This window comes from Paenibacillus silviterrae, assembly GCF_030167925.1.
Lineage (GTDB): Bacteria > Bacillota > Bacilli > Paenibacillales > NBRC-103111 > Paenibacillus_G > Paenibacillus_G silviterrae.
Genome location: NZ_JASKUT010000002.1, coordinates 2,062,068 through 2,077,298 on the forward strand (window position 1 = coordinate 2,062,068; position 15,231 = coordinate 2,077,298).

14 protein-coding genes are annotated in these 15,231 nt (G+C 51.9%); 10 read left to right on the forward strand and 4 right to left on the reverse strand.

What is annotated here, in order from left to right; genetic code table 11:
* The first annotated feature begins 15 nt into the window (after positions 1-15).
* Together QMO62_RS31965 and QMO62_RS31970 are read left to right on the forward strand one after the other, a co-directional pair.
* The gene (locus tag QMO62_RS31965; protein ID WP_284646527.1) at positions 16-1,248 is read left to right on the forward strand and encodes an MFS transporter; all 1,233 of its coding nucleotides are present in this window, start codon (positions 16-18) and stop codon (positions 1,246-1,248) included.
* Positions 1,249-1,293: 45 nt separating this feature from the next.
* The gene (locus QMO62_RS31970) at positions 1,294-2,661 is read left to right on the forward strand and encodes an MATE family efflux transporter (protein WP_284646529.1); all 1,368 of its coding nucleotides are present in this window, start codon (positions 1,294-1,296) and stop codon (positions 2,659-2,661) included.
* Between the two features lie 85 nt (positions 2,662-2,746).
* Here QMO62_RS31970 and QMO62_RS31975 read toward each other — a convergent pair whose 3' ends face one another.
* Positions 2,747-4,162, reverse strand: a complete 1,416-nt coding sequence (locus tag QMO62_RS31975) for a hypothetical protein (RefSeq protein WP_284646531.1) — start codon at positions 4,160-4,162, stop codon at positions 2,747-2,749.
* 155 nt (positions 4,163-4,317) lie between these two features.
* On the opposite strand from QMO62_RS31975, the gene QMO62_RS31980 reads away from it, so the two are divergent.
* Positions 4,318-4,746, forward strand: coding sequence for a cell wall hydrolase (locus QMO62_RS31980; protein ID WP_284646532.1), 429 nt, complete (start codon positions 4,318-4,320; stop codon positions 4,744-4,746).
* Positions 4,747-4,814: 68 nt separating this feature from the next.
* On the opposite strand, the gene QMO62_RS31985 is transcribed toward QMO62_RS31980, so the two are convergent.
* Positions 4,815-5,696, reverse strand: a complete 882-nt coding sequence (locus QMO62_RS31985; RefSeq protein ID WP_284646533.1) for a helix-turn-helix domain-containing protein — start codon at positions 5,694-5,696, stop codon at positions 4,815-4,817.
* Positions 5,697-5,862: 166 nt separating this feature from the next.
* Between QMO62_RS31985 and QMO62_RS31990 the strand changes: the two genes are divergently transcribed.
* The 3 genes from QMO62_RS31990 (at position 5,863) to QMO62_RS32000 (ending at position 9,535) form a co-directional block, all read left to right on the forward strand.
* Positions 5,863-7,620, forward strand: coding sequence for a glycoside hydrolase family 35 protein (locus tag QMO62_RS31990; protein ID WP_284646534.1), 1,758 nt, complete (start codon positions 5,863-5,865; stop codon positions 7,618-7,620).
* 64 nt (positions 7,621-7,684) lie between these two features.
* Positions 7,685-8,539: a DMT family transporter gene (locus QMO62_RS31995; RefSeq protein ID WP_284646535.1), complete on the forward strand. Its 855-nt coding sequence runs from the start codon at positions 7,685-7,687 to the stop codon at positions 8,537-8,539.
* Between the two features lie 42 nt (positions 8,540-8,581).
* Positions 8,582-9,535 (forward strand): metallophosphoesterase family protein, encoded by a 954-nt coding sequence (locus QMO62_RS32000; protein ID WP_284646536.1) that lies wholly within the window; start codon positions 8,582-8,584, stop codon positions 9,533-9,535.
* Between the two features lie 87 nt (positions 9,536-9,622).
* Here the strand turns inward: QMO62_RS32000 and QMO62_RS32005 are convergent, their stop codons facing one another.
* On the reverse strand, positions 9,623-10,507 hold the full coding sequence (locus QMO62_RS32005) for a DMT family transporter (RefSeq protein WP_284646537.1): 885 nt from the start codon (positions 10,505-10,507) through the stop codon (positions 9,623-9,625).
* 123 nt (positions 10,508-10,630) lie between these two features.
* Between QMO62_RS32005 and QMO62_RS32010 the strand changes: the two genes are divergently transcribed.
* The 4 genes from QMO62_RS32010 to QMO62_RS32025 all read left to right on the forward strand — a co-directional run bounded on the left by QMO62_RS32010 (position 10,631) and on the right by QMO62_RS32025 (position 13,468).
* Entirely contained in the window at positions 10,631-11,488 is an 858-nt protein-coding gene (locus QMO62_RS32010; protein WP_284646538.1) for a LysR family transcriptional regulator, read from the forward strand.
* Between the two features lie 61 nt (positions 11,489-11,549).
* Positions 11,550-12,038 (forward strand): LURP-one-related/scramblase family protein, encoded by a 489-nt coding sequence (locus QMO62_RS32015; RefSeq protein WP_284646539.1) that lies wholly within the window; start codon positions 11,550-11,552, stop codon positions 12,036-12,038.
* A gap of 42 nt (positions 12,039-12,080) precedes the next feature.
* Positions 12,081-12,551, forward strand: coding sequence for a GNAT family N-acetyltransferase (locus QMO62_RS32020; protein ID WP_284646541.1), 471 nt, complete (start codon positions 12,081-12,083; stop codon positions 12,549-12,551).
* A 299-nt stretch (positions 12,552-12,850) separates the two neighbouring features.
* Positions 12,851-13,468 (forward strand): transposase, encoded by a 618-nt coding sequence (locus tag QMO62_RS32025; protein ID WP_284646542.1) that lies wholly within the window; start codon positions 12,851-12,853, stop codon positions 13,466-13,468.
* Positions 13,469-13,576: 108 nt separating this feature from the next.
* On the opposite strand, the gene QMO62_RS32030 is transcribed toward QMO62_RS32025, so the two are convergent.
* Positions 13,577-15,154 carry a glycoside hydrolase family 43 protein gene (locus QMO62_RS32030; protein ID WP_284646543.1) on the reverse strand — a complete coding sequence of 526 codons (1,578 nt, stop codon included), beginning with the start codon at positions 15,152-15,154 and terminating at the stop codon, positions 13,577-13,579.
* Between the last annotated feature and the right edge of the window lie 77 nt (positions 15,155-15,231).

A 15,231-nucleotide genomic window follows, 5' to 3' on the forward strand; every position in this document is an offset into this window, starting at 1 on the left:
AAGGTCGTGAGCTGCTTGAGCAACCTGATGCCATCCTCCCATCCATCGGTTCTCCGACTTCCATCCTATGCCAAATCATGGGTCGCCCGCATCCTTTCGACGACTTCGTTTCAGATGCTGTCCGTAGCCATCGGTTGGCAGATGTATGAGCTGACCAACGATGCGTTCAGTCTGGGTCTGGTTGGACTGGCCCAATTTCTGCCGATGCTGCTGCTGACCTTCCTGGTCGGACATGTCGCCGACAGGTTCGATAGACGCAAGATCGTTTTCATATGCCAGCTGGCCGAAGCGGGGATTGCCGCGCTTCTGGTCTTCGGCAACCACGCGGGCGTCCTCGGGCGAGATCAGATTCTGATCGCGGCGGCGCTGCTCGGCGCCTGCCGGGCCTTCGAAGGGCCGACGCTGGCAGCATTGATCCCCGAGCTCGTGCCGAGGGAGATGCTGCCGCAGGCGTCCGCTTGGTCGGCTTCCGCCGGGCAGACGGCCCAAATTCTCGGGCCTTCGTTAGGCGGCCTGCTGTATTCTCTCGGACCGGCTTACGTGTACGGCACCTCGGCTGTGGCACTGCTGTCCGCTTCCGTACTGATCTTCCTGATCCGCATGGAGCGAAGGGAGCGCCGGCCGGAGGCACTGGACGCGCGTTCCGTGTTCTCGGGGCTGTCGTTTGTGTTCCGTAATAAAATCATCCTGGGCACCATCTCGCTGGATCTGTTCGCCGTTCTTCTTGGCGGCGCTACGGCATTGCTCCCGATCTTTGCGAAGGATATTCTGCATACGGGCCCGTGGGGACTAGGCCTTCTGCGTTCGGCCCCGGCGGTCGGAGCGCTGCTGATGTCCCTTGTGCTGGCCTACTTCCCGCTGAAACGGGCGCTCGGTCCGATTCTGTTCGGGGCGCTGGCTGTCTTCGGCCTGGCGACGATTGTATTCGCGCTCTCCACCGATCTGATCCTTTCACTTGTGGCCCTGTTCTTTACCGGCGCTTCAGATGTGATCAGCGTCGTCATCCGATCGACTCTCGTTCAGCTGCATACGCCGAATGAGATGCGCGGGAGGGTCAGCGCGGTGAATTCACTCTTCGTCGGCACTTCGAATCAGCTCGGGGAATTCGAGTCCGGCACGCTGGCAGGGTTCGTCGGGGCCGTACCGGCGGTATACATCGGCGGGCTGGGGACGATTGCGATTGCGGGTCTCTGGATGTACCTGTTCCCGCAGCTTCGGCGGCTTCGGACGTTTTCGGAGGGGAAGTGACGTATGAGGATTCCGCCTCGTTACAGGGATCGATGGGATGCCATAATGACCAAATATCTTTCAGGAGAGTCGATCGACTACCGGCAGGTACTCTCGCTGTTTCTCCCTATTCTCATCGATCAAGCCTTTCTTGTCGGGTTGAGCTTGGTGAATACGGCAATGATCAGCTCATCGGGAGTGGCGGCGATCAGCGCGGTAAGCATGGTCGATTCGCTGAATCTTTTCCTGATTAATGTGTTCGTCGCCTTGGCGACGGGAGGAACGGTCGTCGTTGCACAGTACAAGGGCAGCGGGAACGACGGCATGGTATCCAAAGCTGCGGCGGCCTCGCTGTCCGCCGTGACTTTGGTTGCGGCGGCATTGAGTCTCGTCGTTCTCGTCTTCTATCATCCGATCCTGACAATGCTCTTCGGTACGGCTGAACCGGAGGTGTTTACCCATGCGGGAACGTATCTCGTAGGCAGCGGTCTGTCTTATCTCGGAATCGCGTTTAAGGAAGCGGTCAGCGGAGCGCTGAGGGGGATCGGCAGGACAAGGGTGACGCTTGGCTTGTCCTTGATTATGAATCTCTCCTACGTGCTGCTGAATATCGTATTCGTTCAATTTCTGGACATGGGCGTGCTTGGGTTAAGCGTGGCCGTGAATATTTCCCGTTATTTGGCCGCAGCCTGTGCTCTGTACTACCTGCTCCGTATGGATGCAAATTTGCGGATCCGGCTTAAGGACATGCTCGTATGGAATTTTTCCATGATCAAGAAAATTATGTTTATCGGGCTTCCTTTTGCCGCGGAGCAGATGTTTTTTAACGGGGGAAAAATGTTAACCCAAATCTACATCGTCAGTCTAGGGACGTATGCGATTGCTACGAATGCAATCAGCAACGTATTCGCCATGCTCTTGCAAATCCCGGCCATTGCGTTGTCGACCGCGTTGGTCACGGTGGTAGGGCAGTGCATCGGGAGGCGGAATATTCAGGATGCCCGCAAGTTTACGCGGACCTTTCTGTGGCTGGCTTCCGGCTCGCTATTGCTCACAGGGATTATCCTGATCCCTTTGTTTCGTCCGATGGTCACTCTGTTCCATCCCCCGGCGGAAATTATGGACGATCTCTATCTCATCATGCTGGTCAATACGTTAGCCCAAATCCCGCTATGGCCGATCAGCTTTCTTCTGCCGGGCGCACTGCGTGCTGCGGGGGATTCTCGATTTACCTCCGTATCCGCCATGTTGACCATGTGGGTGGTTCGGGTAGTCCTTGGCTATGTCTTCGGAATTACGCTTGGCTTCGGGGTACTCGGGGTGTGGGCGGCCATGCAACTGGAGTGGGGTGTTCGGGGTGTCATCTTCCTGTGGCGTTATCGCGGGGAGAAGTGGTACCGGCATCGGCTGGTAGAGTCCGGGAGCGGGAAGTAAGTACTACGGCGAAGAGGTTTCATCGATAAGTAAGCGGGAGAAAGAGACGGGCCGACGGACCCGTCTCTTTCTCTGCCCACCAAAGCTAAATCAAGAACATAGCCGCCAGGGTAGTAATCGTTAAGCCGATCAATACCGGCTTCAGATTCCGGCGTGCCAGCTCGAAGGGGCTGACGCCGCAGATGGCGGCTGCAGGGATGAGGGCCCACGGGATCAGCGTCCCGCCCCCTACCCAGATGGCGGCAACTTGACCTAATGCGGTTAGCGTTGCCGCTCCGGCTCCAATAGCAGTGGAGAACATTTGAGCGACGGAGCCTGCGAGCGAAATACCGGAGAATCCGGATCCATCCAAGCCTGTGATAGCCCCTGTGACGGTTAAGGTCACAGCACCGACTGCCCCGTTAAGCGGGACCTGGCTCGCAAGCGCTACGCCTAGGTCGTTCACGATGCCATGGGATCCTTCCGGAAGTACTTTCCCGAAGAGCTCGATGAAGGCGGAATCGCCCAGGTAGAAGAAGGCGGCGATAGGGATCACAGGGCCGAACACCTTAAACCCGAAGTGGAAGCCTTCGATCAAATAGGAGGTGATCTGCTCCAGGCCCTCGTTCCGGTGAGCCAGCAGGGTAACAACAGCAAGAATCAATACGGCCGTACCGCCAATAAGCGCCGTCGCATCCCCTCCTTGCAGCTTGAAAACAAACATGGCTGCCACATCGATCAGAAATAGCAGCGGGATGAGGACGGCCAACACCCTTTTAACATTTTGCGGCATGGAAATCGTGGCCGGTTCAGCTGCCGGTGCTGCTGCCTCCAAGGCGGGTCCGCCGTTCTCTGTGACGAGTCCGTCCCGCCAGGTCCCCATTTTCATATCCCTTCTCATCATCCAGTAGGCGGTAACGGTCGTGACCAAACCCATGATGATGACCAGCGGAACACTGGCTTGCATAACCTCGCTAACCGGCAATCCTGCAGCATCCGCTGTAAGCTTAGGCGCCCCTTGGATAATATAATCACCCGATAACGCGATCCCGTGACCGAACAGATTCATTGCGACAGCGGCGCCTAGCGCGGGAAGTCCTACCCGAACGGCTACGGGGAGCAGCACAGCTCCGATTAGCGCTACACCGGGGGATGGCCAGAAGAACCATGAAGTAACCATCATAATCAGCCCGATCCCCCAGAAAGCAAGCGCCGGCGTGCGCATAAACCGGGTCAGCGGCGCCACCATCATCTCGTTAATGCCCGTACGGATCAGCACCCGGCTCATGGAGACGACAATGGAAATAATGAATATCGTTCCTATTAATTCTTTCGTAGCGTAAATAAAGCTATTGAATATCCCTGTAACCGATTCCGTCAGGCTGTGTGTGGCCAACAAGCCAATTGCCAAGATGCCGGCCAGGCAAGTCAGGGTGGTATCTCTTCGTTTCAAGAGCATAACCAAAATCAAAACGATAAACGCCAAGTACACCCAGTGAAGCGCCGTCAGTTGAATGTCCATCTGAATTCACCCTCTCGCAGGAGACGAAGTTGCTTCATCTTATGCAAAAGGGAGATTGGGCGTGCGCGGATGCAGACGAGTTTTCGACGCCGATAGTAAACAAATTGCCTAATCCGACATATGGATGGAGTATCATGGATAGATGGGGTGAAAGCATGGCTGTTGTAAAAGCCAGGGAACAGGATATCACACTTCTCGCAAGACTGCTTCGAGCCGAAGCCGAAGGGGAAGGCGAGCCTGGCATGCTGATGGTTGGCAATGTAGGGATCAATCGAATCAGGGCGAACTGCTCGGATTTTAAAGGTCTGCGCACCATTCCGCAAATGGTATATCAAGAGCATGCCTTTGAAGCGACACAGCACGGTTACTTCTATCAAAAAGCGCGCGAGCGCGAAATACGGCTCGCGCGCCGTGCGGTCAACGGTGAGAGATTATGGCCTGCGGAATTCAGTTTATGGTATTTCAGACCGGCTGGAGATTGTCCGCCAACATGGTATGACCAGCCTTTGGTCGGGCGGCATAAGAAGCACTGCTTTTATCAGCCGACGGGCGAAGAATGCAGCAATATTTTCAACACGTATTAAGAAGAGGCCGCAAGGCCTCTTTTATTTTTAACAAAGGAAACACTTGCGCGGCTGCCGCTATGATTCTCTCAGAGGGTAGAGTGGTGCTTAGGCTTGTATTGTGTGGGCGATTGTCCGGTCCAGCGCTTGAACTGTCTTGAGAAATGGCTGGCTGATTGAAAGCCGAGTCTCTCGGCTATCGCATTCATTGGCAAATTGGAAGTGACCAGCAGCTCCTTGGCCAGCTTTAATTTTTGTCTGCTAACATATTGTCTGGGCGACAGACCGTATACTTTACTAAACATTTTGGTGCATTGGCTCCGGCTCAAATTCAGCTCTCTGGCGATCCCCGCGATCGAAGTTTCTTCGCAAAGACTGTGCGATAATTTTTCCTCAATCGCATGGGCCACATCAGCGGCGAATAAGGATACATCGGCGGCATGCTGGTTCTCGGGGTGGGGCTTGCGGATCAAAGAGAGTACACCATGTATGATCAAAAGGATGTACGATTGCAAAAGCAGCTTCTCTTCAAGCAACGGAATTTGTTCACGAACGCAGCTCTCCTCAGGGCTGTCTTTTCTAACGAGATTCCCCAGCTCGGATACATAAAAGTTCAGCTTGGCGAGCTCGGCCTGGTTTCCTGAGATTTGGTGGTATGGAGCAGTGCCGAGAAGGCTCCGGATCTCCGGGTCGTCCAAATCGAAATGCACATTAAAGTACTCGTAATGAAATGCGGAGACGTTCGCGGTCCGGTGTCTGACACCGGAGTTGAGCAGCAGCCAATCTCCTGATTTTAGCGTCAAGGTGTTTCGGTTGATTTCTTGTACTACTTCACCCTTGAGACAACAGAGCAGCTCGAACATATGGTGATGATGCCGGGGATAATCCCAGCCAGGCGGTTTTATACCGAAGTGGCAGCCACTCACTTGCAAAGTATGGGTCATATTCGGAATCTTTACCAAGCTTTCCATGGGGGAACCACTCTTTCATAGAAGGTGATGGACTATATTATAACACAGGTAATTTCGTAGTGAATGAGATGTGGCACAAATGGTATAGAGATTGCTCTATATGGCAATTGAATTTCAGCCTTGTTGTTATGATAATGAAGTCATCTTATTACTTGGAGGGGTCACCGTGGCGAAGCTCGAGGTTAGGAGTTCACAGTTTTTTTGGGATAATAAGCCGTTACAGATCATTTCCGGAGCCTTACATTATTTTCGGGTTGTCCCCGAATATTGGCAGGATCGCTTGCTTAAGCTCAAGGCTTGCGGCTTTAATACGGTTGAGACGTATGTTCCATGGAATTTACATGAGCCGGAGGAGGGGGTATTCCGCTTTGAGGGCATAGCCAATATAGAGCGATTTGTAACGCTTGCAGGGGAACTCGGTTTGCATGTTATTGTCCGACCGAGCCCGTACATATGCGCCGAATGGGAATTTGGCGGACTGCCTGCATGGCTGCTGCGTTACCCGGATATTCGTTTACGCTGCATGGATGACGTGTATTTGCAGAAGGTCAATGCCTATTATGACGTGCTCTTACCGAAGCTTGTGCCGCTCCAAAGTACGAACGGCGGTCCCATTATTGCCATGCAAATCGAAAACGAATACGGCAGCTATGGCAACGACCGGGAATATATGGCATATTTGAAGAAAGCCCTTGAAGTTAGAGGGACGGATGTCCTGCTCTTTACCTCGGATGGTCCGACCGACCAGATGCTGCAGGGTGGAACGCTGCCCGGTGTGCTGGCCACGGTCAACTTCGGTTCGAGACCGGAGGAAGGGTTCGCGAAGTTTCGGGAATACCGGCCGGAGGAGCCCCTATTCTGTATGGAATACTGGAACGGTTGGTTCGACCATTGGCTTAAACCCCATCATACCCGGGATAGCAAGGATGCAGCGGATGTATTCGACCGCATGCTGCAGGCAAGGGCATCAGTCAACTTTTACATGTTCCACGGCGGGACGAATTTTGGATTTTACAACGGAGCGAATTATCAGGACAAGTATGAACCGACGGTGACCAGCTATGATTACGATGCGCCGCTAAGTGAGTGCGGCGATATAACCGAAAAGTATCTTGCCGTACGTGAGGTACTGCAAAAGCATGGGGTGGAGGTGAGTGAAAGCCTGCCGCAGCCTGTCGGAAAGAAGAAGTACGGCATGGTCCAAATGAGACAGTCTGCCGAGTTGATGGGCAGTCTGGAGGCTCTGACCGTACCGGTAAAACGGAAATGTCCGGAGCCGATGGAGAAGCTCGGTCAGGCTTACGGCTTGATTCTTTATCGGACACACGTAACCGGACCGCGTACCGGGCAATTGCTGCATCTTCAGGAGGTTCATGATCGCGCGCAGGTGTTTCTAAACGGTGTTTCCATCGGAACGGTCGAGCGCTGGGATCCGAAGCCGCTTCCGGTTTATATTCCGCCGGAAGGCGCCACCCTGGATATTCTTGTCGAGAATATGGGGAGAATCAACTACGGCCCGCAGTTAAAGGATTACAAGGGAATTACGGAGGGAGTACGCTTAGACAATCAATTTTTGTTCGATTGGACGATATATCCGCTTCCTTTGACCAGTCATCAGTCGATCCCTTTCAAGGACATTCAGCCGCAGACCGACTGTTTAGCGAATGAGAAACCGGTATTTTACAAAGGCGAGCTGGTTATAGAAGACATCATGGACACCTTCGTCCGCTTGGACGGTTGGACTAAGGGCTTCGTATGGATTAACGGATTCCACCTGGGACGCTTCTGGGATAAGGGACCCCAGCGTACCCTCTATCTACCGGGGCCGCTGCTTCGGGAAGGCACAAATGAACTTATTGTTCTCGAGCTGCATGGTACGGAGAAGCCGGTAATAGAACTAACCGATGCCCCCGATCTTGGTTAAGCATTCTCCAAGCCCGGATACATCCCAATGAAAATAATAGATAAATTAGGAAGTGGTAACCCCCATGTTCGTAACTTCCCTTGTACTTGTCTTATGCTCCGGTTTGGTGCATGCCGTCTGGAATCTGTTTGCCAAACAGAGCACGGATAAGCCGGTTTTTCTTTGGCTGATTTACGCCCCTTCGACGGTAGTGCTGCTTCCGAAGCTTATCATGGAATTGGCGGAAGCCCGATTGAGTTACACGGAATGGTTAATGATCGGTCTGTCGCTATTGATGCAATGCATTTACTCGGCCCTTCTTGCCGTTACGTATCAATTCGGCGATTTATCACAGGTGTACCCGATCATGCGCGGGACCCCCACGCTGCTTATTCCGTTAATGGGGGTTATCTTTTTAGGAGAAGCCCTGCCTCTATGGGGGTGGTGCGGAATCGGCATCATGCTGATAGGATTTCTTGTGATGAACGGGCATCTTTCAACGGCACTATTTCATTCGGCTTCCAGAAAGCCGGTAGTGCTGGCTTTGGGAGTAGGTTTATGTATTTCGATTTATACGCTGGTGGATAAAGTGAATTTGCAGTACCTTTCACCTCTGGCCTTGCTTGAAGTCACCAATATCGGATTCTTATTGGGACTGACACCCGCCGTCGTACATTTGGACCGGGTAAAGCAGGTTGTCCGAAATCATCTTCGTATTTTGTTGATAGGGTTCTTTCTTGCACCCGGATCCTATTTACTATTTTTATTTGCAGCTCAAACGGTGAATGTGTCAACGATTGCGCCGCTGCGTGAGATCGGTATTGTGTTTGGAACGCTGCTCGGAATTGTTGTTTTGAAAGAATCGCAGGGGTTAAGAAGAATAATAGCCTCAGTAGCCATTGTAACGGGGATTATTATCATAGCGTCATCAAATCATTAGGTAAGCACTGCAAATCCTTATTAACCTAGGAGGCTGGATTCGATGCGTCAAAAGCTTCGGTTTCGTCAGGACGGCACCTTTACGATTGTGCAATTTACGGATCTGCATTGGAAGGATGGCTCCGCGTCGGATTTGCAAACTCGTGAAGTGATGGAGCTTGCTCTGGATGAAGAGAAACCGGATTTCGTTATGTTTACGGGAGATGTCATTTATACAGGACGACACTCTGACGGCTCATCCTTATGTGATAACCCGATCGCTGCGTTCCGGGAAGCTGTTGCCGTTGTTGAGCGGCGTGAAATTCCATGGGGCATTGTATTTGGAAACCACGATACGGAGAACGATATTACACGCAGCGAGTTAATGGATGAGGTGCTCAAGCACCCGCACGCCTTGGCTGAGCGAGGTCCGGACCATATCCAAGGAACAGGCAATTATGTGCTCCCAATCGAAAGGTCCGACCGCGATGAAGCGGCGGCACTGCTTTACTGTCTCGACTCCGGTGCCTACTCGGAGCATCCTCAGGTCCCCGGGTATGACTGGATCAGGCATAATCAGATTCAATGGTACATTGAGCAATCACAGGCATGGAAAGATCGGCATCAAGGCACATCTTTACCGGCGATAGCCTTCTTTCATATACCGCTGCAGGAATACCAAACCATGTGGGATAAAACGGTCTGTTACGGCAATAAATTTGAAAATATTTGTGCGGCACAAATGCAGGCGGGATTCTTCGAAGCTTTGTTACAGCAGGGGGATGTCATGGCTACTTTCTGCGGGCATGATCATGTTAATGATTTTTGGGGAGAATTGCATGGAATTCGTTTGTACTATGGCAGGGCAACCGGGTTCAATACTTACGGCAAGGAAGGGTTCCCTCGGGGGGCGCGCGTAATTCGTTTATTTGAAGGCGAGCGTACTCTGCAATCTTGGCTTCGTCTGGACGACGGGTCGATAATCGAGCGGCAGCCGGAGCATCGTCCCGGCGAATGAAAGAAAGGCAGTACCCAATCTACAACGAGCCAGCTGAACATTTTTCGGCTGGCTTGTACCTGTTGATTGCTTCGCCTTCGCAAGGTCTCAGCCCGGTTCATGAATGTGTCGTTTCACTGCCGTTTGTTCCTGGTTAACGAAATAGATGCCCACGCACACCAAAGCGCCTCCGACTACCGCCTCCCACTCACACTTCTCCCCTAATAGCAGCCAGCTGCTCAGCACCCCGAAGATCGGGGCTAGGAAAAGAAAAGAACTTGTTTTACCCGGATCCCCGGCATTCAACAGATAAAACCAAACGGAAAACTGTACAATCGAGCACATCACTGCGAGCCACAGCACGACAGCAGCGGACGTTCCGTTTAGATTAAAATAAGCATCCTCCGCAAGCAGGCTCATTAAGAGCAGAATCCCTCCTCCGAACAGCATTTGATATGCCGCCAGCACTGTCATGTGGAAGCGCCCGCCCCAACGCTTGATGAGAAGCGTAGCCGCCGAAAAGCATACCGCACCCGCCAGCCCGATCCATGTGCCCGGATGCAGGCCGATATGAGCGCCAAAGCTGAAGACAATGCCGGTGAATCCGAAAATAACACCAAGCCATTGCAGCGGGCGATATCGGACACCCGCAAAGAGCGTTCCGAACAGGACGACGATTAGCGGGCTTGAGCTTGTAATAATAGCCGATTCGCCGGACGTAATCCAATGCATACTGTAATAGGCGCAGCCCATGACCCCGGCCGATTGAAACAAGCCGATAACGCACGCTTTTACCCAATCCGACGCTTCCTGCGGCTGTGGCAGTCTCTTCATTAAGGTCCAGACGGCAAGGACTCCCCCTGCAAGTACAAACCTAACCCCCATCAGCAGAAAGGGCGTTGCATAGATCAGTCCAATTTTTCCAACAGGAAAAGCGACGCCCATCAAAAAAGTAGTAAAAATGAGCAGAGAGTAATACTTGTGAGCTTTCATTCTGAATCCCTCCAACAGGTTTTGTTCTGTAGGGACATTGTATTCCTGCCCTGATGTCATGTAAAATGAATAAAAATGAAATTGGAATTCATATTTTACGATACCAAATAGGGAGGTGTTTCTATGGAAAGTGCAGATCTGCGCGTATTTCAGGCTGTTGCCAGGGAAGGCTCCATTACAAAGGCCGCCGCCAGGCTCGGTTATGTGCAATCCAATGTGACGGCACGAATTCAGCAGCTGGAGGCTGAGCTGCAGACCGTTCTCTTCCATCGTCACAACCGCGGCATGAAAACGACCTCCAGCGGGGAGACGCTGCTCGCTTATGCGGAGAAGATCACCGCGCTATTGGAGGAAGCTTCACGAGCTATGTCCGTGTCCTCTGAGCCTAGCGGGCCGCTGCGTCTTGGTTCGTTGCAGACCACCGCGGCTGTCCGGCTGCCAAGCCTGTTGGCTGCTTATCGCAAAAGGTTTCCCGGTGTCTCTCTATCCCTCTCCACGGGCATTTCCAACGAGCTGATTGAAAAGGTGCTTCACTACGAGCTGGACGGCGCCTTTGTAGCCGCGCATGCCTTTACTTCGGAAATTCAAGCCATACCCGTATTTGAGGAGGACCGGATGATTGTTTCCGAGCCAAGTATCCGGACTCTTGAGGAGGCACTAAGCTTGCCTATCCTCGTGTTTAGCTCGGGCTGCTCCTATCGGGATATACTGGAGGAGTGGCTCCGCTCGCGCGGGGTTATCAGCTTCAACGTGATGGAATTCGGCACTCTGGAGGCCATTATCGGCGGGGTCGCCGCCGGGCTCGGCATTTCTCTGCTGCCGAAATCGGCCGTCAATCATATGGCCGAGTCAGGAATGGTTCGGTTGCATCCCATACCTCGGAAATTCAGCCACTCGGTCACTTATTTCGTCACCAGGAAGGATAGCTTTATCCCGAGCTCGCTTCAAGAAATGATAAACATGCTCACGGTAGCACTATAAGTGATACGCCCTGTAACCTTTCGTTTTTCCAAATCGTATGTATTCTTGAGGGGGCGATGGTATGAATCTGTACTTCCGGGATAATTTCTTTAATGCAGGCATCACGGAAATCCTGAACGAACAGAAAGAACAAGTCGGTTACTTGGATTTGAAGAGTGCTTTTGGCTCAGCGATCGATGTGTATGACCAGGAGGACCGGCTGGTATGTAAAGGGGGCTTCCCGTTTTTTTCGGGTAAATGGGTGGTTACCGATGCACGCGGGGAAAAATTAGGGGTGCTGCGCGCCAGATTTGCTTTTTTTACGAAGAAGTTCACATATGAAACCGAGGGCCGAGGCGATTACGAGATTGTTTCTCCCGCATTTTCCAAGGAATATGAGGTGTCCGATGACTCGGGTGTTGTTGCCCGCTTCGAACAAGTGAACGGCTGGTTCTCATCGGGCGCTTTTGTATTGAACAACCAATGCCCGCATCTGGATCCTTACGAGTTGTGCGCGGTTGTCATGGGGATGCATGCGATTCAGAAAAGTCAGCAGTCGGCCGGGAATTGAAGGAGCCGCCGTTAATTTCACCTGATCGGAGAATGAAATCGATTGAATATAGATATCGTTTTATTGGATAAGAGCTCCATTCCAAGCACTGCAAGCCTGGTGGCCGGTTATGTAAACTCATCGTCGGATGGAAGGAATGAAACCGAATCATCGCCGGAGCAGCTAGAACAATGTGAGCAGACCCTGCATAGGTTGATTGACAGTGACTTGGCCCATTGCTATATAGCGAAGCACGGACAACAATACGTCGGTTTTATACTTCTTTCGTGGAGCTTCTCCATTAGCAAAGGGCATCCGGTGCTTCGTATCGATGCGTTATATACTTCTTCCAAGCATAGAAAGAAAGGCGTTGGAAGGAAGCTTATGCAGTATGCCATGCAGCTAGCCGTCTCGAAGAAAGCGTCCCGGCTCCAGCTGGAAACGGATGAAGAGAATGTTCCGGCTCGCCGTTTGTATCAAGAACTCGGATTTACCCTCATACAAGGTAAAGGAGTATACATGTCATTTCTATAGTGGTGCTTCGCTAAAGCTGGGGGCTGTCCCATAAGTCCGTGAAAATATGACCATCTTATCGTTGGTCGTGGGAAAATACCTTCAGCCTAAGCTCAAACACTTGGTTGCCGTCAATAGATTAGACTTTATGGAAATGACGGCAATCCAAAACTCGCGCTGAAGCTATTTTCCCACTGACTCGCAGATGAGTCCTATTTTCAAGGAACTGGGCCAGCCCTTTTGGGGTAAGTAAAGAACTGGATGAAAAACAAGTAACCTGCGATGGTACACGTCGTCGGGTTACTTTTATTGCCTATGAGATGGACCAGCTCTTTCTTCCTCCTTCGCTAGGAGAGCTGATTCCGGCTAACCATGTGGTTCGCATTGTCGATAAAGCCATTGAACGGTTGGACGACAAGCTGTTCATAGAGCACTATCCTGGCGGAGGTCGAAGCAACTACCATCCCAAACTGATGACGAAGGTGATCGTCTATGGGTATACTCAGCGACTGTATTCTTCGCACCTCATCGCAAAGGCCGTCAGAGAGAACATTCCGTTCATGTGGCTCGCGGCTATGCAACAACCGGACTTCCGAACCATTAACCGGTTTCGCTCCGAGCGAATGAAAGAGCTCATCAACAAGGTATTTACAGAGGTTTTGGAGATGTTGATTGAAGAAGGGTTTGTAAAGCTTGATCATTATTTCCTAGACGGGACCAAGATAGAGGCGAATGCAAACCGATACACTTTCGATTGGAAGAAATCAAAGGGTAAGCATCAAGCGAAATTACAGGACAAAATTCAAGACCTACTTCAAGAAATAGATCAGGTTGAACATGCTGATGCAGCCGAGTATGGCACGAGCGAGATGAATGAGGAAACCGAGGTCACATCAGAGAAGCTAGAGAGGATGGTGAATCGGCTAGAAGAGAGTTAAGGAATAACCCCAAAGATAAGCCGCTGAAAAAAGCTAATTTAGTTCCACATTAAGAAACGGGGTGTTCCCTCAAGTAGAATTTCTACTTATGGGACACCCCCGTTGGTATTAGTTCAAAGGCGAGTATTCGAAATAGTCAAAATCGGCATAGCTGTCGCTTTCCTTACCATGGCTGCTGGCGAACAAGCCGATATACGTACCCGAGAAGCCTCCGGCCACGTCGACACTGAGAATTGTCCCGTTAGCATGCTCAAGCAGCGGTTTCCATTGTTCCGGTTGGGTCGCAAAGTAGAAGCTGTAGTCTTGTCCCAACGCCTCGACCTTCAGGTAGAGCTTCACTGCCGATCCCACGGGGGCCACCTCCTGCTCGGCTAACAGTTCTTCCTCCCCTGAGAATCGCTGAATTAACCGCACTACGTATACCTGATCAAGACGAGTATATTCTACACGATACTGGTAATCGTTGTTCTGAAGGATAACCAGTCCTGCACTTTCATTATCGGAGGCAGGAGCAAACTCGAGGACCGTTCGAGCGGCGAAATCGATATGCTGCTGGCGTCTTCCGACGAAGCTTGGGTTGACCCATTCGGTCATGGTTTCCGGCTTAAGTTTCAACCGCAAGTGCCCCGGACGCTCGGTTAACGACCAGAATTCGCCGCGGGGTGTCCGAATAAAATTCCACGGCAGCGCAAGCTGTTCCGCGTCAAAGTGATCGCATGCCGGCTGGGACGGCCATCTATGCTCGGGAAGCGAAGGACGAGGCATTTCGAGCTCCACGATACCTTTGCCGGGATTTACCACAGGCCAGCCGTCCTCCCATATGAAGGGCACCAGGAACGTTTCCCGTCCCAAGTTCCGGTAATAGCCGCCATAGGGACGCGAGCCTAGGCAGAACATCCACCATTCCCCGTCCTGCGTCTGTACGATATCGGCATGACCGACATTGGTAATCGGATGCTTATGACCGAGATGGCGATGAGTGAGGATGGGATTGGACTTACAGCCCTCATAGGGTCCCGTAATGGAGGTGCTTCGGGCAATCGTGACCGAATGGGTATGCCCCGTGCCGCCCTCTGCAATGAGCAGATAGTAATATCCGTTCAGCTTATACATATGCGGTCCCTCTTGAGCATGAATGAACTTCAGCGCGCCGTCCCATAGACTGTATTTGGGCCCGATAAGCTGACCGCTTTTCACATCGAGCTCTTGCATCCAAATCTCCATGTGTTTCGGATATTGCTGTCCTTCGGGAGGCTGGCGGTTAGCCATGATATAGCATTTTCCGTCATCATCAAAGAATAGCGAGGAATCGATGCCCGGGGCCTCGGGAAGCCAAACCGGGTCTGACCAAGGACCGGCCGGATCGGTTGCCGTGACATAGAAATTTCTGCGCGCTCCGGTTACGCTCTCAACGAAGGTGGTGATCATGTAGAAGATGCCGTCGTTGTAGCGGATGGTTGCCGCGTAAATGCCCTTGGAGCATGGCGTGCCATCCAAGTTGAGCTGGGAAGGACGGTCCAGCACATGGCCAAGCTGACGCCAATTCACCAGATCCTTGCTGTGAAAAATCGGCACACCGGGAAAATATTCGAACGTGGATGTTACCAAATAATAATCGTCTCCAACGCGGCAAACGGAAGGATCGGCATAACATCCCGGAATAATCGGATTACGGAAGGTACTCATGTTGCGACAACAACCCCTTTTCTGATACGTGGTAGCAAGACATTGAGGTAATTATAGAACAAAAAACACAAAGTTTG

Bases quoted from the DNA above. Each gene is read 5' to 3' on its own strand.
- QMO62_RS32015 (WP_284646539.1), top strand. From the start codon at position 11,550: ATGAATCTGTACTTCCGGGATAATTTCTTTAATGCAGGCATCACGGAA.
- QMO62_RS31975 (WP_284646531.1), bottom strand. From the start codon at position 4,162: ATGGACATTCAACTGACGGCGCTTCACTGGGTGTACTTGGCGTTTATC.
- QMO62_RS31980 (WP_284646532.1), top strand. From the start codon at position 4,318: ATGGCTGTTGTAAAAGCCAGGGAACAGGATATCACACTTCTCGCAAGA.
- QMO62_RS32005 (WP_284646537.1), bottom strand. From the start codon at position 10,507: ATGAAAGCTCACAAGTATTACTCTCTGCTCATTTTTACTACTTTTTTG.
- QMO62_RS31985 (WP_284646533.1), bottom strand. From the start codon at position 5,696: ATGGAAAGCTTGGTAAAGATTCCGAATATGACCCATACTTTGCAAGTG.
- QMO62_RS32030 (WP_284646543.1), bottom strand. From the start codon at position 15,154: ATGAGTACCTTCCGTAATCCGATTATTCCGGGATGTTATGCCGATCCT.
- QMO62_RS32010 (WP_284646538.1), top strand. From the start codon at position 10,631: ATGGAAAGTGCAGATCTGCGCGTATTTCAGGCTGTTGCCAGGGAAGGC.
- QMO62_RS31995 (WP_284646535.1), top strand. From the start codon at position 7,685: ATGTTCGTAACTTCCCTTGTACTTGTCTTATGCTCCGGTTTGGTGCAT.
- QMO62_RS32000 (WP_284646536.1), top strand. From the start codon at position 8,582: ATGCGTCAAAAGCTTCGGTTTCGTCAGGACGGCACCTTTACGATTGTG.
- QMO62_RS31970 (WP_284646529.1), top strand. From the start codon at position 1,294: ATGACCAAATATCTTTCAGGAGAGTCGATCGACTACCGGCAGGTACTC.
- QMO62_RS32025 (WP_284646542.1), top strand. From the start codon at position 12,851: ATGGACCAGCTCTTTCTTCCTCCTTCGCTAGGAGAGCTGATTCCGGCT.